Source organism: Enterobacter sp. 168J2 (assembly GCF_034107265.1).
Taxonomy (GTDB): Bacteria; Pseudomonadota; Gammaproteobacteria; order Enterobacterales; family Enterobacteriaceae; genus Enterobacter; species Enterobacter nematophilus.
Genome location: NZ_JAWNEB010000001.1, coordinates 1209935 through 1229251 on the forward strand (window position 1 = coordinate 1209935; position 19317 = coordinate 1229251).

15 protein-coding genes are annotated in these 19317 nt (G+C 57.3%); 11 read left to right on the plus strand and 4 right to left on the minus strand.

Translation table 11 applies throughout. From position 1 onward, the window contains the following. Positions 1 to 3: 3 nt before the first annotated feature. Together USG84_RS05875 and USG84_RS05880 are read left to right on the plus strand one after the other, a co-directional pair. Complete coding sequence (locus USG84_RS05875; protein WP_151413696.1) at positions 4 to 192, plus strand: hypothetical protein; 189 nt, start codon at positions 4 to 6, stop codon at positions 190 to 192. Further along, positions 192 to 515: a CcdB family protein gene (locus tag USG84_RS05880; RefSeq protein ID WP_151413695.1), complete on the plus strand. Its 324-nt coding sequence runs from the start codon at positions 192 to 194 to the stop codon at positions 513 to 515. Before USG84_RS05875 ends, USG84_RS05880 begins: the two co-directional genes overlap by 1 nt. A gap of 71 nt (positions 516 to 586) precedes the next feature. On the opposite strand, the gene fdnI is transcribed toward USG84_RS05880, so the two are convergent. The 3 genes from fdnI to fdnG are packed head-to-tail and all read right to left on the minus strand — an operon-like array spanning position 587 to position 5178. After that, a complete protein-coding gene (fdnI, locus tag USG84_RS05885) occupies positions 587 to 1243 on the minus strand; it encodes a formate dehydrogenase-N subunit gamma (RefSeq protein WP_061098132.1) in 657 nt (218 codons plus the stop codon). Further along, positions 1236 to 2114 carry a formate dehydrogenase subunit beta gene (gene fdxH, locus USG84_RS05890; RefSeq protein WP_253542101.1) on the minus strand — a complete coding sequence of 293 codons (879 nt, stop codon included), beginning with the start codon at positions 2112 to 2114 and terminating at the stop codon, positions 1236 to 1238. Before fdxH ends, fdnI begins: the two co-directional genes overlap by 8 nt. Positions 2115 to 2130: 16 nt before the next feature. Beyond that, a complete protein-coding gene (gene fdnG / locus USG84_RS05895) occupies positions 2131 to 5178 on the minus strand; it encodes a formate dehydrogenase-N subunit alpha (protein WP_253542104.1) in 3048 nt (1015 codons plus the stop codon). A gap of 221 nt (positions 5179 to 5399) precedes the next feature. On the opposite strand from fdnG, the gene yddG reads away from it, so the two are divergent. Then, the gene (gene yddG, locus USG84_RS05900) at positions 5400 to 6278 is read left to right on the plus strand and encodes an aromatic amino acid DMT transporter YddG (RefSeq protein WP_151413694.1); all 879 of its coding nucleotides are present in this window, start codon (positions 5400 to 5402) and stop codon (positions 6276 to 6278) included. A 476-nt stretch (positions 6279 to 6754) separates the two neighbouring features. After that, on the plus strand, positions 6755 to 7864 hold the full coding sequence (locus USG84_RS05905) for a porin OmpC (RefSeq protein WP_061098128.1): 1110 nt from the start codon (positions 6755 to 6757) through the stop codon (positions 7862 to 7864). 59 nt (positions 7865 to 7923) lie between these two features. Here USG84_RS05905 and USG84_RS05910 read toward each other — a convergent pair whose 3' ends face one another. Further along, positions 7924 to 9411 carry an MFS transporter gene (locus USG84_RS05910; RefSeq protein WP_151413693.1) on the minus strand — a complete coding sequence of 496 codons (1488 nt, stop codon included), beginning with the start codon at positions 9409 to 9411 and terminating at the stop codon, positions 7924 to 7926. Positions 9412 to 9528: 117 nt separating this feature from the next. Here USG84_RS05910 and USG84_RS05915 point away from each other — a divergent pair, with 117 nt between their 5' ends. The 7 genes from USG84_RS05915 (at position 9529) to USG84_RS05945 (ending at position 19262) form a co-directional block, all read left to right on the plus strand. Further along, a complete protein-coding gene (locus USG84_RS05915; protein WP_061098126.1) occupies positions 9529 to 10104 on the plus strand; it encodes a TetR family transcriptional regulator in 576 nt (191 codons plus the stop codon). 209 nt (positions 10105 to 10313) lie between these two features. Then, positions 10314 to 11699, plus strand: a complete 1386-nt coding sequence (locus USG84_RS05920; RefSeq protein ID WP_253542112.1) for a NarK family nitrate/nitrite MFS transporter — start codon at positions 10314 to 10316, stop codon at positions 11697 to 11699. A gap of 67 nt (positions 11700 to 11766) precedes the next feature. Beyond that, a complete protein-coding gene (locus USG84_RS05925; protein WP_151413692.1) occupies positions 11767 to 15507 on the plus strand; it encodes a nitrate reductase subunit alpha in 3741 nt (1246 codons plus the stop codon). Next, a complete protein-coding gene (gene narH / locus USG84_RS05930) occupies positions 15504 to 17048 on the plus strand; it encodes a nitrate reductase subunit beta (RefSeq protein WP_253542114.1) in 1545 nt (514 codons plus the stop codon). Before USG84_RS05925 ends, narH begins: the two co-directional genes overlap by 4 nt. Then, positions 17048 to 17743 (plus strand): nitrate reductase molybdenum cofactor assembly chaperone, encoded by a 696-nt coding sequence (narW, locus tag USG84_RS05935; protein ID WP_151413691.1) that lies wholly within the window; start codon positions 17048 to 17050, stop codon positions 17741 to 17743. Before narH ends, narW begins: the two co-directional genes overlap by 1 nt. Next, the gene (gene narI / locus USG84_RS05940; RefSeq protein ID WP_061098122.1) at positions 17740 to 18420 is read left to right on the plus strand and encodes a respiratory nitrate reductase subunit gamma; all 681 of its coding nucleotides are present in this window, start codon (positions 17740 to 17742) and stop codon (positions 18418 to 18420) included. Before narW ends, narI begins: the two co-directional genes overlap by 4 nt. A gap of 128 nt (positions 18421 to 18548) precedes the next feature. After that, positions 18549 to 19262 (plus strand): isochorismatase family protein, encoded by a 714-nt coding sequence (locus USG84_RS05945; protein ID WP_151413757.1) that lies wholly within the window; start codon positions 18549 to 18551, stop codon positions 19260 to 19262. The last annotated feature ends 55 nt before the right edge of the window (positions 19263 to 19317 follow it).

Consider the following 19317-nt stretch of genomic DNA (forward strand, 5'->3'; position numbering starts at 1 on the left):
ATAATGAAACATACCGCAAGAATAAAACAAGGCCAGGACATCACGTCGCGTAAACCCTTGTATCATGTAGAGCAACACTCGGTTAACCGCCGTCAGCCATCAGAAGCGGATCGTTCATTCATTCAGTCAATGAATGAACTTGTCGAAAAGCATGGAACCATTACTGATGATGAGTTTTTCAGGGTGCTTTAATGCTGAGACAATTTAATGTTTACCGTAATACATCTGCAGCTACCCGGGACAAGCTTCCCTACTATATGCTCATTCAGGATGATTGTTATGACGATCTTGCCACGCGCGTAATTGTGCCGCTCGCAAGAAATAATAAGTTACCGTTATGGCAGAGCCATCTGGCTCCGGGGGTAAATATCGACTTTGAAACATTTCTGATTTATTCACCCATGATAACCCACCTTAACAACAACAAAATTAACCCTAAAGACTTTGTTTGTAATTTACGCAATACACGCCATGATGTTATTGCAGCAATTGATCGCTTATTGACTAACACATGACGCCGGCTGGTCAGGCATTTGTCCTGCCTGAGCAAGCGCAGCGCCGCCGGACAAAGCCGACGGCGCAGGCCTTACTTGATCCCTTCCGTACTTTCCTGTTTCGCTTCCAGCCGTTCCACGTCACGATACCAGCGCGGGTGGTGTTTCTGCGCCCAGCGGCGGCTCACCTTCCCTTCAATCATGCCTTTAATCGACCCTTTTACCCAGAACGCCATATACATATGGATCAGGATAGCGTGGATCAGAATAATGGCCGACGTCGCGTGAATAAGCAGCGCGTAGCGAATCACCTGGATCGGGAAATAGTGCGCGAAATACGGACGCCAGATAATCACCCCGGTCACCAGCAGCACAAAAATCATGCTCATGATGGTCCAGAACATCATCTTCTGCCCGGCGTTGTATTTTCCCACCTTCGCGACTTTATGCTCGTTACCTTTGAGGACTTCGACGATCCCTTTCACCCACGGAATGTCCTGCTTGTCCGGGATGTTGTGGTGCACGAAGCGCACGAACATAAACATCAGCACCACGAAAATCAGCACCCCGAAGAACGGGTGCAGAATGCGCCCCATCTGCGGCGTGCCGAAGGTTTCGGTCAGCCACTGCAGCGTCGGGAAGAAGAACGAGATGCCGGATACCGCCACCAGGAAGAAGCAGATCACCACCGTCCAGTGACAGGCGCGGTCGACAAACTTCGTGCGCACGATCGTTTTCGATTTACTCATGATGCTCCTCCTCGTCCTCATCCACCTCTTTGTTAGGGCCGATACCGATGTAGTGATAAATCAGCCCCGCAAAGGTGGCGATAAAGCCCGCCGCAGAAAGCGGTTTAAGCGCCCCTTTCCACAGGTTGATGGAGGTATCGATCGCCGGATCCTTCGGCAGGTTGTGATACAGCTCCGGCTGGTCGTTATGGTGCAGCACGTACATCACGTGCGTCCCGCCCACGCCCTGCGGGTTATAAATGCCCGCCCTGTCGTAGCCGCGCGCTTTCAGCTTGTTCACGCGCTCTTGCGCCACGTCGAGCATCTCTTTTTTGGTGCCGAAGTGGATAGCGCCGGTTGGACAGGTCTTGACGCAGGCAGGCTCCTGCCCGACGCTGACGCGGTCCACGCACAGGGTGCATTTATATACCCGGTTGTCCTCTTTATTGAGGCGCGGGACATTAAACGGACAGCCCGCGATGCAGTAGCCGCAGCCGATGCAGTTGTCCTGCTGGAAGTCGACGATCCCGTTGGCGTACTGAATAATCGCGCCCGCTGACGGGCACGCCTTCAGGCAGCCCGGATCTTCACAGTGCATGCAGCCATCCTTGCGGATCAGCCACTCCAGCCTGCCGTTCTGGTCGGTTTCGCTAAAGCGCATCACCGTCCAGGATTTGGCGCTCAGATCCGCCGGATTGTCGTAGACCCCGACGCAGTGCCCCACCTCGTCGCGGATATCGTTCCACTCCGAACAGGCCACCTGGCAGGCCTTACAGCCCACGCAGGAGGAGACGTCGATAAGCTTGGCGACCTCTGCCTTATAGCCCCGCGCGCGGGGCGCGGGGGTGATCGGGTTGGTCGCGGAGCGTTTAATAATGTCTTGTGTTTCCATCGCCCTTAATCGCTCCTTACGCTTTCTCGATGTTGACCAGAAACGCTTTGTACTCCGGCGTTTGCGAGTTGGAATCGCCAACGTTTGGCGTCAGGGTGTTGGCGATGTAGCCCTTCTGCGCCACGCCCTCAAAGCCCCAGTGCAGCGGGATGCCGACGGTTTCCACCTGCTGGCCGTGCACGTTCAGCGACTGCAAGCGGCGGGTCACCACCGCCACCGCGCGAATAAAGCCGCGCTTGCTGCTCACCTTGACGCGGTCGCCGTTGGCAATGCCCTTCGCCTTCGCCAGCGTTTCGCTTATCTCCACAAACTGTTCCGGCTGCGCGATGGCATTAAGCCGCGCGTGTTTGGTCCAGGTATGAAAATGCTCGGTCAGGCGGTAGGTCGTCCCCACGTACGGGAATTTGTCCTTTTTGCCTAAGCGCAGCACGTCGTCTTCGTAGATCCGCACCACCGGGCTTGAGACCACGTTCGGGTGCAGCGGGTTGGTGCCGAGCGGCGTTTCCATCGGCTCGTAGTGTTCCGGGAACGGCCCTTCCGCCAGCTTGTTGAGGGCAAACAGGCGCCCCAGCCCTTCCGGCTGCATGATGAATGGCCCGGTGCTGCTGCCCGGCGCGGCGGTGTTGTAATCCGGGATGTCGTTCCCCGTCCACTTCGCCCCGTTCCACTGGATCAGCATCCGTTTCGGATCCCACGGCTTGCCGTTCACGTCGGCGGACGCGCGGTTGTACAGCACGCGACGGTTCAGCGGCCACGCCCATGCCCAGCCCAGCGTGTTGCCCAGGCCTGACGGGTCAGCGTTATCGCGGTTCGCCATCTGGTTACCCTGCTCCGTCCAGCTGCCGGTGTAGATCCAGCAGGACGATGCGGTGGTACCGTCGTCACGCAGCAGCGCGAAGCTGTTCAGCAGTTGGCCTTTCTTCGCCACCAGGTTGCCGTTGGCGTCGTAGAGATCCGCCAGCGCCACGCCGTTGTTCTCTTTCGCGACTTCCTCAGACTCAGGACGATCCGGCTGCTTGTAGTGCCAGCTCATCTTCAGCAGCGGCTCGGCGCCCTTGCCGCCTTCGGTGCGGTACATTTCGCGCAGGCGATGGTAAATGCCTGCCAGGATTTCGCCGTCGTTACGCGCTTCGCCCGGCGCGTCCTGCCCTTTCCAGTGCCACTGCAGCCAGCGGCCGGAGTTGGCAATAGAGCCGTCCTCTTCCGCAAAGCAGGTGGAAGGCAGGCGGAACACTTCGGTCTGAATCGACGCCGGATCGACATCGTTGGATTCCCCGTGGTTCTGCCAGAAGGTGGACGTTTCGGTAACCAGCGGATCGATAACCACCATGTACTTCAGCTTGCTCAGGCTGCGAACGACTTTGTTCTTGTCCGGGAAGGAGGCCACCGGGTTGAAGCCCTGGCAGATATACCCCGTGACGTTGCCCTTATCCATCATGTTGAAATACTTGATGACGTCGTAAGCCTGGTCCCACTTCGGCAGCCACTCAAAGCCCCAGTCGTTCTCTTTCTGCGCCGCGTCGCCGTAGAAGGATTTCATCAGGCTGACGTAGAATTTCGGATAGTTGCTCCAGTAGTTCACCTGGTCCGGCAGCGTCGCTTTTGGCGTATTGGCCTCAAGATACGCTTGCAGACTGGCCTGCTTTTCCGACGGCAGCGTCAGGTAGCCCGGCAGGCTGGTGGAGAGCAGACCGAGATCGGTTAAGCCCTGAATGTTAGAGTGGCCGCGCAGGGCGTTCACGCCGCCACCGGCCATACCCATGTTGCCGAGCAGCAGCTGGATCATCGCCATGGTGCGGATGTTCTGCGCGCCCACGGTGTGCTGCGTCCAGCCCAGCGCATACAGGAACGTCGTGGTTCTGTCTGCGGCGCTGGTGGAGGCCAGCACCTCGCACACCTTCAGGAAGTCCGCTTTCGGCGTGCCGCAGATGTTCTCCACCACGTCCGGCGTGTAGCGGGAAACGTGCTGCTTCAGCAGGTTCCACACGCAGCGCGGATGCGTCAGGGTTTCATCCCGCATCGCGTAGCCGTTTTCATCGAACTGATAGTTCCAGGACGTTTTGTCGTACTGGCGTTTTTCAGCGTCATAGCCGCTGAACAGCCCGTCATCGAAGGCAAAATCATCCCGCACCAGCAGGTTCGCGTTGGTGTAATGCTTAACGTAGTCCGCGTTAATTTTATTGTTTTCGATCAGGTACAGCAGGACGCCGGACAGGAACGTAATGTCCGTACCGGAGCGGATCGGCGCATAGATATCGGCCACCGATGCCGTACGCGTAAAGCGCGGATCGACGACGATAAGCGTCGCATCGTTGTTGTTTTTCGCTTCCATCGCCCAGCGGAACCCCACCGGATGGGCTTCAGCGGCGTTACCGCCCATCACCACCACGACGTTAGCGTTTTTGATATCAACCCAGTGGTTGGTCATCGCACCGCGACCAAATGTTGGAGCAAGACTTGCTACCGTTGGTCCGTGTCAGACGCGCGCCTGGTTGTCTACCGCCAGCATGCCGAGAGAGCGCACAAATTTTTGCGTCAGCATGCCGGTTTCATTGCTTGCCGCAGATGCGCACAGCATCCCGGTAGAAAGCCAGCGGTTGACCGTTACGCCCTGCTCGTTCTTTTCAATAAAGTTGGCGTCACGGTCGGCTTTCATCAGTTTTGCAATGCGGGAGAACGCCTCATCCCAGGAGAGTCGCTGCCATTTGTCGGAGCCCGGCGCGCGGTATTCCGGGTAGCGGAGGCGGTTTTCGCTGTGGACATAGTCCAGTAGCCCCGCCCCTTTCGGGCACAGTGCCCCACGGCTCACCGGATGATCCGGATCCCCTTCAATATGGTAAATCGCTTCTCTGGCGTTCTTTGCGCCATCGCCCAGGCTATACATCAATAGCCCACAACCCACGGAGCAGTATGTGCAGGTGTTACGGATCTCTTTCGCACGCAGCAGCTTATAGTTGCGTGCCTGAGCCAGCGCCATTTTGGGAGCAAATCCCAGCATTGCGGCTGTGGTTCCGGCCATACCGCCCGCGCAGATTTTGAAAAATTGTCTGCGGCTGACGTCCATTGTTGTCCTCGTTATCTGATAAGACTTCGCGCCGCAAACTAACATTAAAACCCCTGTTTTTTTTGCGTCAAATCAAGGACGCCTGACGTCGCCCCCTTAATAGTCACCGCTGCCGCGTTTGAATAATCCTTTAGGGTTAAACACTTGAGAGAATAATTCGCGGCAGGGCCAGAATTAATGCTATACATTTTCCCTTTGATTTTATTAGCGATGAAAACGTAATGGACAGAAAGAGAGCAACGCTCACGGGGCTGGCGGCGATACTGCTATGGAGCACAATGGTGGGCCTGATTCGCAGCGTAAGCGAGGGGCTGGGGCCCGTCGGGGGCGCGGCGATGATTTACACCCTCAGCGGGTTATTGTGCCTGGTGACGGTAGGATTTCCTGATATTAAACGTTTTTCACCCGGGTATCTTATTGCAGGCAGCGTGCTGTTTGTCAGTTACGAAATTTGTCTGGCGCTGTCGTTAGGCTATGCCGCCACGCGAGCGCAGGCGATTGAAGTCGGCATGGTAAATTATCTCTGGCCGAGCCTGACGATCGTCTTTGCTATTTTATTCAACGGGCAGAAATCAACGCTGTGGGTCATTCCCGGTTTAGCTATCGCACTGCTCGGCGTATGTTGGGTATTAGGCGGTGAGCAAGGGTTACATATTGATGAAATAACCCGCAATATTGTCTCGAACCCGCTCAGCTATGCGCTGGCCTTTGCCGGGGCTTTTATCTGGGCTGCCTACTGCACCGTAACCGCCAAATTTGCCAAAGGGCAAAACGGTATTACCCTCTTTGTTTTGCTCACTGCGCTGAGCCTGTGGGTGAAATATGCCGTTAGCGATCAGCCAGAAATGGTGTTCAGCCTTCCGGTTATCGTGAAGCTCGTTATGTGCGGCATTGCGCTTGGGTTTGGCTATGCGGCATGGAATATTGGCATTCTGCACGGTAACGTCACGGTGCTGGCTGCCGTGTCCTATTTTACTCCCGTACTCTCTGCCGCGCTTGCTGCCGTGCTGCTAAGTTCCCCCCTCTCTTTTTCGTTCTGGCAAGGCGCGCTGATGGTCTGCGCCGGGTCATTGCTCTGCTGGTACGCTACACGAAAATAGGGTTCAGATTTCTGCCGGGTTCGATTAAACCCGGCAGAAAAATTAACATAAATTTAATATGTGATCACACCGTAATATATTTATCAGAACATTAGTGCGCTTGTTGATGTTCTGTTTATATTAGATTCCTTCGTCAATTCCTACGACGTCAAATTGACATAACCTGACACCGCAGGGTAACTATTTTTCTGCGAATATTACCGCCATTAATAACCCGAAATGCAATAATACCCGCTATCATGCCTGCCAGAAATTAAACGCACACTGATTAAATAATCGCCACATCATTTTATTCAGCCGTCATTAACCCGATCTTGATCACACTAAATGAAATTATTACTCATATTTTGAAACTTATTATTGAAAGGCAGCGACAAGATTTTTAAAAATAGCCCGCCGTTGACGAACAGCCTCATTTAGAAATCGTTCTCGACGGCTCAGGAAATACTGAAAAAAAATTATAAGGAACATTTAAGATGAAACTTAAATTAGTTGCAGTGGCAGTCACTTCCATGTTGGCAGCAGGCGTTGTAAACGCAGCTGAGATTTATAACAAAGACGGTAACAAGCTGGATCTGTACGGTAAAGTGACAGGTCTGCACTATTTCTCTGACGACGCTGGAGCGGACGGTGATAAAACCTACATGCGTATCGGCTTCAAGGGTGAAACCCAGGTTAACGACCAGCTGTCCGGCTACGGCCAGTGGGAATACCAGATTCAGGGTAACAAAGACGAAGGCGACAACCAGTCCTGGACCCGTGTGGCCTTCGCAGGTCTGAAGTTCGCTGAAGCCGGTTCATTCGATTACGGTCGTAACTACGGCGTGATCTACGACGTGACCTCCTGGACCGACGTTCTGCCAGAATTCGGCGGCGACACCTACGGTGCCGACAACTTCCTGCAGTCTCGTGCGAACGGCGTGGCAACTTACCGTAACCAGGACTTCTTTGGTCTGGTTGACGGCCTGAACTTTGCCCTGCAGTACCAGGGTAAAAACGGCAGCGTAAGCGGTGAAAACACCAACGGCCGCAGCCTGCTGAACCAGAACGGCGACGGCTACGGCGCGTCCCTGACTTACGATCTGGGTGAAGGCTTCAGCGTCGGGGGTGCAATGTCCTCCTCCAAACGTACCGCTGACCAGAATGCGGCTGGCGTATACGGTGAAGGCGACCGCGCAGAAGTGTACAGCGGCGGCGTGAAGTACGACGCGAACAATATCTACCTTGCCGCGCAGTACTCTCAGACCTATAACGCGACCCGCTTCGGTACCTCTAACGGCAACCGCAGCGACATTTACGGTTTCGCAAACAAGGCGCAAAACTTCGAAGTTGTGGCTCAGTACCAGTTCGACTTTGGCCTGCGTCCATCCATCGCTTACCTGCAGTCCAAAGGTAAAGACATCGAGAACTTCGGCGACCAGGATCTGGTTAAATACATCGATGTTGGCACGACCTACTATTTTAACAAAAACATGTCCACCTACGTGGATTACAAAATCAACCTGCTCGACGACAACCAGTTCACTCGCCAGGCAGGTATCGGTACCGACAACATCGTTGCGCTGGGTCTGACCTACCAGTTCTAAGATTTGTCACTAAAAAAGCCAGCTGAATAAGCTGGCTTTTTTTTGGCTTCTGCCCATGTTTACCGTGAATTGACCTTCGCCAGGCTAAACCAAATCCCGACGGCCAACAGCAGCAACATCCCTCCTGCGCTCCCCAGCGACACGCTGTGGGAGGTAATGAACGCCGCTTTCGCCGCTTCAATTACCGAGTCCCCCAATGCTGGCGTCAGATCCTGCGCCACCTTCATCGCCTCGCCAATGGATGACGATGCACTATCGACGAGCGTTGCGTTCAGCCCCTGCGGCAGCTCAATCGACGCCGAGAAGCTGCGGGTGAGCAGCAGGCCGAAAATAGCAATCCCTAGCCCCGCGCCCAGCTCGTAGGACATGGTTTCAATGGCCCCTGCGGCTGCCGCTTTCTCTTTTGGCGCCGCGGCCATAATGGCTGAAGTCGAGGCCAGCAGCGCGCTTGCGGCGCTAAAGCCCAGCAGAACCATCAGGCTCCACGCCTGCCACTGCTGCGTGCTGAAATCAAGCATCGACAGGCCGATGAAGCTGACCGCGCTGAGCCCCATCCCCCCGGCAGCGACAATGCGCAGCCCCAGACGGCCCACCAGCACACCGGCAATCGGCCCGCTGAATCCGCTTGCCACCATCACCGGAAGCATAAACATGCCCGCCTCGAACGGCGTAAAGCCGTGGACAAACTGCAACTCCTGCGCCATCAGCAGCTCAAAGCCCACCAGGGCGATCATCGCCGTCATCGCCATGACCACGCCGCTTAAAATGATGCGGTGACAGAACAGGCGCATGTCGATCATCGGCACGCGGGCGCGCAGCTGGATGCGCACAAAAATAAACAGCATCACGGCCCCCGTGAGCAAGGTAAACGCCACCAGCCACGGCGACAGAACGCCTTTTAACGCGGTTTTGGCGCTGTAGACCAGCAGCAAAATCGCCACAATCAGCATGACAGCATGGCTGATATTTAACGGCTGCTCAGGACGCCCTTCCTGCTGCGGGACAAAGCGCGCGGCTAGGGTAACCACGATAAGCACGATCGGCACGTTGATCAAAAATACCGAGCCCCAGTAGAAGTGCTCCAGCAGCATACCGCCAATCAGCGGACCAAACGCCGCCCCGCCGGAACCCACTGCCGCCCAGACGCCGAGCGCGATGTTGCGATCTCTCGCGTCGGTAAACAGCGTGCGGATCCCCGCAAGCGTAGCCGGAATGATCATTGCCGCACCGATCGCCAGCGAGGCGCGCGCCGCTATCAGCCACCCTGCCGACGGGGCAAACGCGGCCGCCAGGGACGACAGGCCAAACAGCGTGCTGCCGATCATCAGCAAGCGTTTAAAGCCAATGCGGTCACCCAGCGCGCCCATCGGCAGCACCATCCCCGCCATCACCAGCGAGTAAATATCGATGATCCACAGCAATTCATTGCCGCTGGCGCCCAGCGTCATGCTCAATGTCGGCGCCGCCACGTGCAGCACCGTCGCGTCAATCGCCACCGGGATGTACACCAGCACGATAATCACTAACGCTAACCACTGACGAAACATAAATTTCCTTTTCATTTTAAACATGGACACATGTCCAGAATCCGATCCTACGTAAAGTTGAACGCCTGTCCAGCTTTTTGTTACACTCGTTTCGGTCTTATTGAGAGTAGAGAAAAAATGCGCTATTTGAGCAAGGACGAGAGACGGGAAGCGATCTTACAGGCCGCGATGCGCGTGGCGCTGGCCGAGGGGCTGGCAGCCATGACGGTACGGCGCATTGCCGCAGAAGCAGGCGTTGCGACAGGACAGGTTCACCACCACTTTGCCTCCGGCGGCGAGTTAAAATCGCTGGCGTTTGTGCGTGTGATCCGCGAGCTGCTGGATGCCGACGTGGTGGGGGAAAACGCCAGCTGGCGGGAACGGCTGCACAGCATGCTCGGCAGCGACGACGGTGGGTTTGAACCCTACATTCGCCTGTGGCGGGAAGCCCAAATTCTCGCCAGCCGGGATCCCGAGATCAAAGCGGCTTATGTCCTGACCATGGAGATGTGGCATCAGGAAACCGTGGCGATTATCCGTGCCGGGGCTGATGCCAGCGCGTTCACGCTTACCGATCGGGCGGAAAATATCGCCTGGCGTTTAATAGGGCTGGTTTGCGGCCTGGATGGGATCGCCGTTTTAAATATGCCTGAGATGGACGATGCGGCGTTTAATAAGCATCTCGATAAACTTATCACCCTGGAATTGTTTTAATACTCCTTCTGGAGTATTAATTTTCAGGATGGTTACAATTAGTAACACATTAAGCGAACCCTTATTTTCATTCTAATCTCGGGGGTTCGCTTTTTTATCTATCCTTTCAGATGTATCCCAAAGCATCCAAAAAAACCAATAACACCCCCACAGTCATCTTTTTGTTTTTACTTCATTTTTCTCTCCGTCATGGTAAGCAAGAGGGCGATATGTCGCAACAAAGTGAAAAGAATAATCCCCATCTGTTGAGTAACTGGAAACCTGAAAACGCGCAATTTTGGGAGAACAAAGGAAAACATATCGCACGAAGAAACCTATGGATTTCGGTAGCTTGCCTGCTATTAGCGTTTTGCGTGTGGATGTTATTTAGCGCCGTTGCGGTCAACCTGAATAAAGTCGGATTTAATTTCACTACCGATCGGCTTTTTATGCTAACGGCATTACCTTCTCTCTCCGGCGCGATATTGCGCGTCCCCTACTCGTTTATGGTGCCAATATTTGGCGGACGTTACTGGACGGTATTGAGCACCGTTATCCTGATTATTCCCTGCGTCTGGCTGGGGATAGCCGTTCAGGACACCGCGACACCTTACTGGGTCTTTATCGTGATTGCCCTGCTCTGCGGTTTTGCCGGGGCCAACTTTGCCTCCAGCATGGGTAACATCAGCTTCTTCTTTCCGAAAGCCAGACAGGGCAGCGCGCTGGGCATCAACGGCGGGCTGGGAAACCTGGGCGTCAGCGTGATGCAGCTGGTTGCGCCGCTGGTCATCTTCCTGCCAATGTTTACCTTCCTCCGCGTGCACGGCGTACCGCAGGAGGACGGCTCGACGATGTGGCTGGCCAATGCGGCCTGGATCTGGGCGCCGCTGCTGCTGCTGGCAACCCTTGCGGCGTTTTTTGGCATGAACGATATCGCCAGCTCAAAGGCCTCCATCGCCAGCCAGCTGCCGGTGCTGAAGCGCTTACACCTCTGGCTGCTGAGCCTGCTTTATCTTGCTACCTTCGGCTCGTTTATCGGCTTCTCGGCGGGCTTTGCCATGCTGTCGAAAACCCAGTTCCCGGACGTGAACATCCTGCACCTCGCCTTCTTTGGCCCCCTGATCGGCGCGCTGGCGCGTTCGGCGGGCGGGATGATCTCTGACAGGCTTGGCGGCGTACGCGTCACGCTGATTAACTTCGTCTTTATGGCCGTATTCAGCGCCCTGATCTTCCTGACCCTGCCCGGCTCTGGCTCCGGCAGCTTTGTCGCCTTCTACCTGGTCTTTATGGGCCTGTTCCTCACCGCCGGGCTGGGCAGCGGTTCGACCTTCCAGATGATCGCGATTATCTTCCGCCAAATCACCCTCGACCGTGTCAAAAAGCAGGGCGGCACGGACGAGCAGGCGCAGCATGAAGCGGTGACGGAAACCGCCGCCGCGCTGGGCTTTATCTCCGCCATCGGTGCCGTTGGCGGGTTCTTCATCCCTAAAGCCTTTGGCACCTCGCTGGCGATGACCGGGTCGCCGGTCGGGGCCATGAAGGTCTTCCTCGTGTTTTACATCGTCTGCGTGCTCGTCACCTGGCTGGTGTATGGCCGCAAATCCGCACAAAAATAAAAACTACATCTTCGCCGGAGCGTGATGCACCACCCTCCGGCCATGCTATCGAAGCAGGAGAAATGTCATGAGCAAACTGCTGGACCGCTTCCGTTACTTCAAAACAAAAGGCGACAGTTTCGCCGATGGGCACGGGCAGGTGTACCACACCAACCGCGACTGGGAGGACAGCTACCGCCAGCGCTGGCAGTTCGACAAGATTGTGCGATCCACCCACGGGGTAAACTGTACCGGCTCCTGTAGCTGGAAAATTTACGTTAAGAACGGCCTGGTGACCTGGGAAACCCAGCAGACCGACTACCCCCGCACCCGCCCTGACCTGCCTAACCACGAACCGCGCGGCTGCCCGCGTGGCGCAAGCTACTCCTGGTATCTCTACAGCGCCAACCGACTTAAATACCCGCTGGTGCGCCGCAGGCTGATTGAGCTCTGGCGCGAGGCGCTGGCGCAGCATACCGATCCGGTGCTGGCCTGGGATGCCATCCAACACGATCCGCAAAAGGCCCAGAGCTACAGAAAGGCGCGGGGTAAAGGCGGGTTTATCCGCTCGAACTGGAAAGAGCTAAACCAGCTGATTGCCGCCGCCAACGTCTGGACCATCAAAAACTACGGCCCGGACCGCGTGGCCGGTTTTTCGCCTATTCCGGCGATGTCGATGGTCTCCTACGCCGCCGGTACGCGCTATCTCTCCCTGCTGGGCGGCACCTGCCTGAGCTTCTACGACTGGTACTGCGACCTGCCGCCCGCGTCGCCGATGACCTGGGGGGAGCAGACCGACGTGCCGGAGTCCGCCGACTGGTACAACTCCAGCTACATTATCGCCTGGGGCTCGAACGTGCCGCAGACCCGCACCCCGGACGCCCACTTCTTCACCGAGGTGCGCTACAAGGGGACCAAGACCGTCGCCATCACGCCGGACTTCTCGGAGGTGGCGAAGCTCAGCGACCAGTGGCTGGCCCCCAAACAGGGCACCGACAGCGCCCTCGCCATGGCGATGGGCCACGTGATCCTTAAAGAGTTCCACCTCGATAACCCGAGCGATTACTTCCTGAGCTACTGCCGCCGCTACACCGACATGCCGATGCTGGTCCTGCTCGACGAGCTGGCTGACGGTCGCGTGGTGCCGGGGCGGATGCTGCGCGCCTCGGACCTCGTCGACGGTCTGGGTGAAGCCAATAACCCGGAGTGGAAAACCGTCGCTTTTGATATTGCCGGGGATCTGGTGGTGCCAAACGGCTCTATCGGTTTTCGCTGGGGGGAAAAAGGCAAATGGAACCTGGAGCCTCAGGCTGCGGGCCATGAAACCGAATTAACCCTCTCCCTGCTGATTACCCACGATAGCGTGGCGGACGTCGCCTTCCCCTACTTTGGCGGCAACGAAAACCCGCACTTCCGCAGCGTGAAGCAGGAGCCAGTGCTGACGCGCCGCGTGCCGAGCAAAACCCTGACGCTCGCCGACGGCAGCCAGAAACGGGTGGTCAGCGTTTACGATCTGGTGCTGGCTAACTACGGTCTCGATCGCGGTCTGGAGGACAGTAACGCCGCAGACAGCTATGACCAGATCAAAGCCTACACGCCCGCCTGGGGCGAGCAGATTACCGGCGTGCCCGCGTACCTGATTGAAAAAATTGCCCGCGAGTTCGCCGACACGGCGCACAAAACGCACGGTCGCTCGATGATCATCCTCGGTGCCGGGGTGAACCACTGGTACCACATGGACATGAACTACCGCGGAATGATCAACATGCTGGTCTTCTGCGGCTGCGTCGGGCAGAGCGGCGGCGGCTGGTCGCACTATGTCGGCCAGGAGAAGCTGCGCCCGCAAACCGGCTGGCTGCCGCTGGCCTTCGCGCTGGACTGGAACCGTCCGCCGCGCCAGATGAACAGCACCTCCTTCTTCTACAACCACGCCAGCCAGTGGCGCTACGAGAAGCTGACCGCGCAGGAGCTGCTCTCTCCGCTGGCAGATGCGTCGAAATTCACCGGACACCTGATCGACTTTAACGTCCGCGCCGAGCGCATGGGCTGGCTCCCGTCCGCGCCGCAGCTCAACCTCAACCCGCTGCACGTGAAGGCGCGCGCGGAGGCGGCGGGCATGACGCCGCAGGAGTACACCGTTCAGGCGTTAAAATCCGGCGATATCCGCTTCGCCAGCGAACAGCCAGACAACGGTAAAAACCACCCGCGCAACCTGTTCGTCTGGCGCTCAAACCTGCTCGGCTCGTCCGGGAAAGGCCACGAGTACATGCTGAAATACCTGCTCGGCACCGAGAGCGGCATTCAGGGTGAAGACTTAGGCTCAACGGACGACGTGAAGCCTGAGGAGGTGGAATGGCAAACCGCCGCCATCGAGGGCAAGCTGGACCTGCTGGTGACGCTCGATTTCCGCATGTCCAGCACCTGCCTGTTCTCGGATATCGTCCTGCCAACCGCCACCTGGTACGAAAAAGACGACATGAATACCTCGGACATGCACCCGTTTATTCATCCGCTTTCCGCCGCCGTCGATCCGGCGTGGGAATCGCGCAGCGACTGGGAGATCTACAAAGGCATCGCCAAAGTCTTCTCCGAGGTGTGCGTTGGCCATCTGGGTACCGAAACCGACGTGGTGCTACAGCCGCTGCAGCACGACTCCCCGGCGGAGCTGTCGCAGCCGTTTGATATTCAGGACTGGCGCAAGGGCGAATGCGATCTGATCCCCGGTAAAACCGCGCCAAACATTGCGGTCGTCGAGCGTAACTACCCGGAAACCTACGAGCGCTTTACGGCTCTCGGCCCGCTGATGGATAAGCTCGGCAACGGCGGCAAAGGCATTTCATGGAACACGCAGAACGAGGTCGATTTCCTCGGCAAGCTGAACTACGTCAAGCTCGACGGCCCGGCGAAAGACCGCCCGCGCATTGAAACCGCCATTGACGCCTCGGAGGTGATCCTCGCCCTCGCCCCGGAAACCAACGGTCAGGTGGCGGTGAAGGCCTGGGAAGCGCTCGGGGAACTGACCGGGCGCGATCACACCCATCTGGCGCTGAACAAGGAAGACGAGAAGATCCGCTTCCGCGATATCCAGGCGCAGCCGCGCAAAATCATCTCCAGCCCGACCTGGTCCGGCCTTGAGAGCGAGCACGTCTCCTATAACGCGGGCTATACCAACGTCCACGAGCTGATCCCGTGGCGCACCCTTTCGGGCCGCCAGCAGCTGTATCAGGATCATCCGTGGATGCGCGCCTTCGGGGAGAGCCTGGTCGCCTACCGTCCGCCAATTGACACCCGCAGCGTCACCCATATGCGCGAGATCCCGCCGAATGGCTTCCCGGAGAAAGCGCTCAACTTCCTGACGCCGCACCAGAAATGGGGCATCCACTCTACCTACAGCGAAAACCTGCTGATGCAGACCCTGTCGCGCGGCGGCCCCATCGTCTGGATCAGCGAAACCGACGCGCGCGAGCTGGGCATTGAGGACAACGACTGGATCGAAGCCTTCAACGCCAACGGCGCCCTCACCGCCCGCGCGGTGGTCAGCCAGCGCGTGCCGCCGGGCATGACCATGATGTACCACGCCCAGGAGCGCATCCTGAACATTCCGGGGTCAGAGGTGACCGGGAGGCGCGGCGGGATCCACAACTCGGTCACCCGCGTCTGCCCGAAACCGACGCACATGATTGGCGGCTACGCCCAGCTGGCGTACAGCTTCAACTATTACGGCACCGTCGGCTCCAACCGCGACGAATTCATCATGATCCGCAAAATGAAAAACATTAACTGGCTGGACGGCGAAGGTCGGGATCAGGTACAGGAGGCGAAAAAATGAAAATACGCTCACAGGTTGGCATGGTTCTGAATCTCGATAAATGCATTGGCTGCCACACCTGCTCGGTCACCTGCAAGAACGTCTGGACCGGGCGTGAAGGGATGGAATATGCGTGGTTTAACAACGTTGAGACCAAACCGGGGATCGGCTACCCGAAAAACTGGGAAGATCAGGAGGAGTGGCAAGGGGGCTGGATCCGAGGCATACACGGCAAGCTGACGCCGCGCCTCGGCGGCAAAATGGGCGTGCTGTCGAAGATTTTCGCCAACCCCGTCCTGCCGCAGATTGACGATTATTACGAGCCCTTCACCTTTGACTATCAGGATCTGCACCGCGCGCCGGCGGGGGATCACCTCCCTACTGCCCGCCCGCGCTCGCTGATTGACGGCAAGCGGATGGACAAGATCGTCTGGGGCCCCAACTGGGAGGAGCTGCTGGGCGGCGAGTTTGAAAAACGCGCCCGCGACCGCAACTTCCAGAAGATCCAGAAGGAGATGTACGGCCAGTTCGAAAACACCTTCATGATGTACCTGCCGCGCCTGTGCGAACACTGTCTGAACCCGAGCTGCGTTGCCACCTGCCCGAGCGGCGCGATATACAAGCGCGAAGAGGACGGCATTGTGCTGATCGACCAGGACAAGTGCCGCGGCTGGCGCCTGTGCATCAGCGGCTGCCCGTACAAGAAAATTTACTTCAACTGGAAGAGCGGCAAGTCAGAAAAATGCATCTTCTGCTACCCGCGCATTGAGTCCGGCCAGCCGACCGTCTGCTCTGAAACCTGCGTCGGGCGCATCCGCTATCTCGGCGTGCTGCTGTATGACGCGGACCGCATCGAGGAGGCCGCCAGCACCGAGCATGAAACCGATCTATACGAGCGCCAGTGCGACGTGTTCCTCAACCCGAACGATCCGGCGGTCATTGAGGAAGCCCTGAAACAGGGCATTCCGCAGAACGTGATTGACGCCGCCCAGCGTTCGCCGGTCTACAAAATGGCGATGGACTGGAAGCTCGCCCTGCCGCTGCACCCGGAATACCGCACCCTGCCGATGGTCTGGTACGTGCCGCCGCTGTCGCCAATTCAGTCCTACGCTGACGCCGGCGGCCTGCCGCAGAGCGACGGCGTTCTGCCGGCGGTTGAGAGCCTGCGCATTCCGGTGCAGTACCTGGCAAACATGCTCAGCGCCGGCGACACCGGCCCGGTGCTGCGCGCCCTGAAGCGCATGATGGCGATGCGTCACTATAAACGCTCCCAGACCGTGGAAGGCGTGACCGACACCCGCGCCATTGAGGAAGTCGGCCTGACCGAAGCGCAGGTTGAGGAGATGTACCGCTATCTCGCCATCGCGAACTACGAAGACCGCTTCGTGATCCCCACCAGCCACCGTGAAATGGCGCGCGACGCCTTCCCGGAGAAAAACGGCTGCGGCTTCACCTTTGGCGACGGCTGCCACGGCTCCGACACCAAGTTCAACCTCTTCAACAGCAGCCGCATCGACGCGATCAACATCACCGAGGTGCGCGAACACGGGGAGGGAGAGTAATGCAGATCCTTAAAATCATCGCGCTGCTGATTGAGTATCCCGATGAGCTGCTGTGGGAAAACCGCGATGAGGCGCTTTCCCTGGTTGAGCAGGACGCGCCCATGCTGCTGCCGTTTGCGCAGCAGCACCTGAGCGCCCCGCTGCTGGATAAACAGGCCGAATGGTGCGAAGTGTTTGAACGCGGGCGCGCGACCTCGCTGCTGCTGTTCGAGCACGTTCACGCCGAGTCCCGCGATCGCGGCCAGGCGATGGTGGACCTGATGGGCCAGTATGAGAAAGCCGGTCTGGCGCTGGACTGCCGCGAGCTGCCGGACTATCTGCCGCTCTACCTGGAATATCTCAGCCTCGTGACCGATGAAGAGGCGCGCGAAGGGTTACAAAACGTCGCGCCGATCCTGGCCCTGATTGGCGGCCGCCTGAAGCAGCGCGGCGTGGCGCATTATCAGCTGTTTGATGCCCTGCTGACGATGGCCGGTACGCGGCTGTCCAGCGACAGCGTGGCGAAACAGGTGTCCGGTGAGAAACGGGATGACACCCGTCAGGCGCTGGACGCCGTGTGGGAAGAGGAACAGGTGAAGTTTATCGAAGACAACGCCACATCGTGCGACAGCTCGCCGATGCAGCAATATCAACGACGCTTTAGCCAGGACGTCGCGCCGCAGTACGTGGACGTCAGCGCCGGAGGCCCAAAATGATCCATTACCTGAACGTGTTTTTCTATGATATTTACCCCTACATCTGCGCCACCGTGTTTTTCCTCGGCAGCTGGCTGCGCTACGACTACGGGCAGTACACCTGGCGCGCCTCGTCGAGCCAGATGCTCAGCAAGCGCGGGATGAACTGGGCCTCTAACCTGTTTCATATCGGGATTCTGGGGATCTTCTTCGGGCACCTGTTCGGCATGTTAACCCCGCACTGGATGTACGCCTGGTTTTTACCCGTCGCGGTTAAGCAGCAGCTGGCCATGATTGCGGGCGGGATTTGCGGCGTGCTGACGCTGATTGGCGGGTCGATGCTGCTTTACCGCCGCCTCTTCAACCAGCGGGTGCGCGCTACCTCCACCACGCCGGATATTATCATCATGAGTATCCTGCTTATCCAGTGCATTCTGGGGCTGTCGACCATTCCTTTCTCCGCCCAGTACCCTGACGGAAGCGAGATGATGAAGCTGGTCGGCTGGGCGCAGGGGATCGTGACGTTCAAGGGCGGCTCGTCGGAGATGCTGAGCGGCGTTGCGCCTATCTTCCGCGTTCATCTGGTGCTGGGGATGACGATCTTCCTCATCTTCCCGTTCACCCGTCTGGTACACGTGTGGAGCGCGCCGTTTGAGTATTTCACGCGTCGGTATCAGGTGGTGAGATCGCGCCGTTGATTGAAGCCGTCAGATGTGTCGTCTCATAATGGCCCAAAAGTATCGTTATTGGTTCTCCAGGTGACTCATACCGTTAGCGACCGTGCGGAATAATGGCTCCCGAACACAACACAGAGGGAGTTCGCGTGATGAAACCATTTTTTCGTACGGCTTTGCTGATCGGCATGATGAGCACTTTTTCAACCTATGCTAACGCTCAGGAAACGACCGACAGGAATAGCAAGACCATCCGTGCAATGACGGGCGCAACGGCGACTTCGTCTTTATCCGCCTCACAAACTGCGTTAATCGTGGTGGATATCCAAAACGAATATTACGCAGGTAAAGATTTTCGTGGTCAGATGGTGATCCCTGATGGCGATAAGGTACTGAAGAACAGTCAAAAGCTGGTTAGCTATGCCCATCAAAAGGGGATGCCGGTCTACTTCGTTCGTCATATGGGGCCGAAAGACAGTCCACTGTTTGCCGAGGGATCTATCTATGCGCAGTTCCATAAAGATCTGCAGCCTTCTGCGCAAGACGCCATTATCACCAAAGCGACCCCGAGCTCTTTTGTTGGCACCGATCTGGATGCGCAATTAAAGAAAAAAGGCATCAAAAAGGTGATAGTCATTGGCCTGATGACGCACATGTGCATTTCCTCTACCGCGCGTGACGCTGTACCGCTGGGCTATAACGTGATTATCCCTGAAGATGCGACAGCAACACGCGATCTGGATGATGGTAAGGGTGGCGTGGTGGACCACAAAACGCTGCAGCGTGCGGCATTAGCCGGTGTTGCCGATGTGTTTGCCGAAATTATGACGACCAGAGACGTTATGGCGCTGCCAGTCACAGAATAAGACCGGGCTTGATCCCTGCCGCCAGCCAGGACTTTATACTGGCTGGCACAAGGAG

What these genes read in the sequence shown, in the direction of transcription:
- USG84_RS05915 (WP_061098126.1), top strand. Translation starts at nt 9,529, where the DNA reads ATGCGCTATTTGAGCAAGGACGAGAGACGGGAAGCGATCTTACAGGCC.
- USG84_RS05945 (WP_151413757.1), top strand. Translation starts at nt 18,549, where the DNA reads ATGAAACCATTTTTTCGTACGGCTTTGCTGATCGGCATGATGAGCACT.
- fdxH (WP_253542101.1), bottom strand. Translation starts at nt 2,114, where the DNA reads ATGGAAACACAAGACATTATTAAACGCTCCGCGACCAACCCGATCACC.
- USG84_RS05920 (WP_253542112.1), top strand. Translation starts at nt 10,314, where the DNA reads ATGTCGCAACAAAGTGAAAAGAATAATCCCCATCTGTTGAGTAACTGG.
- narI (WP_061098122.1), top strand. Translation starts at nt 17,740, where the DNA reads ATGATCCATTACCTGAACGTGTTTTTCTATGATATTTACCCCTACATC.
- fdnI (WP_061098132.1), bottom strand. Translation starts at nt 1,243, where the DNA reads ATGAGTAAATCGAAAACGATCGTGCGCACGAAGTTTGTCGACCGCGCC.
- narH (WP_253542114.1), top strand. Translation starts at nt 15,504, where the DNA reads ATGAAAATACGCTCACAGGTTGGCATGGTTCTGAATCTCGATAAATGC.
- yddG (WP_151413694.1), top strand. Translation starts at nt 5,400, where the DNA reads ATGGACAGAAAGAGAGCAACGCTCACGGGGCTGGCGGCGATACTGCTA.
- USG84_RS05905 (WP_061098128.1), top strand. Translation starts at nt 6,755, where the DNA reads ATGAAACTTAAATTAGTTGCAGTGGCAGTCACTTCCATGTTGGCAGCA.
- USG84_RS05875 (WP_151413696.1), top strand. Translation starts at nt 4, where the DNA reads ATGAAACATACCGCAAGAATAAAACAAGGCCAGGACATCACGTCGCGT.
- USG84_RS05910 (WP_151413693.1), bottom strand. Translation starts at nt 9,411, where the DNA reads ATGTTTCGTCAGTGGTTAGCGTTAGTGATTATCGTGCTGGTGTACATC.
- USG84_RS05880 (WP_151413695.1), top strand. Translation starts at nt 192, where the DNA reads ATGCTGAGACAATTTAATGTTTACCGTAATACATCTGCAGCTACCCGG.
- narW (WP_151413691.1), top strand. Translation starts at nt 17,048, where the DNA reads ATGCAGATCCTTAAAATCATCGCGCTGCTGATTGAGTATCCCGATGAG.
- USG84_RS05925 (WP_151413692.1), top strand. Translation starts at nt 11,767, where the DNA reads ATGAGCAAACTGCTGGACCGCTTCCGTTACTTCAAAACAAAAGGCGAC.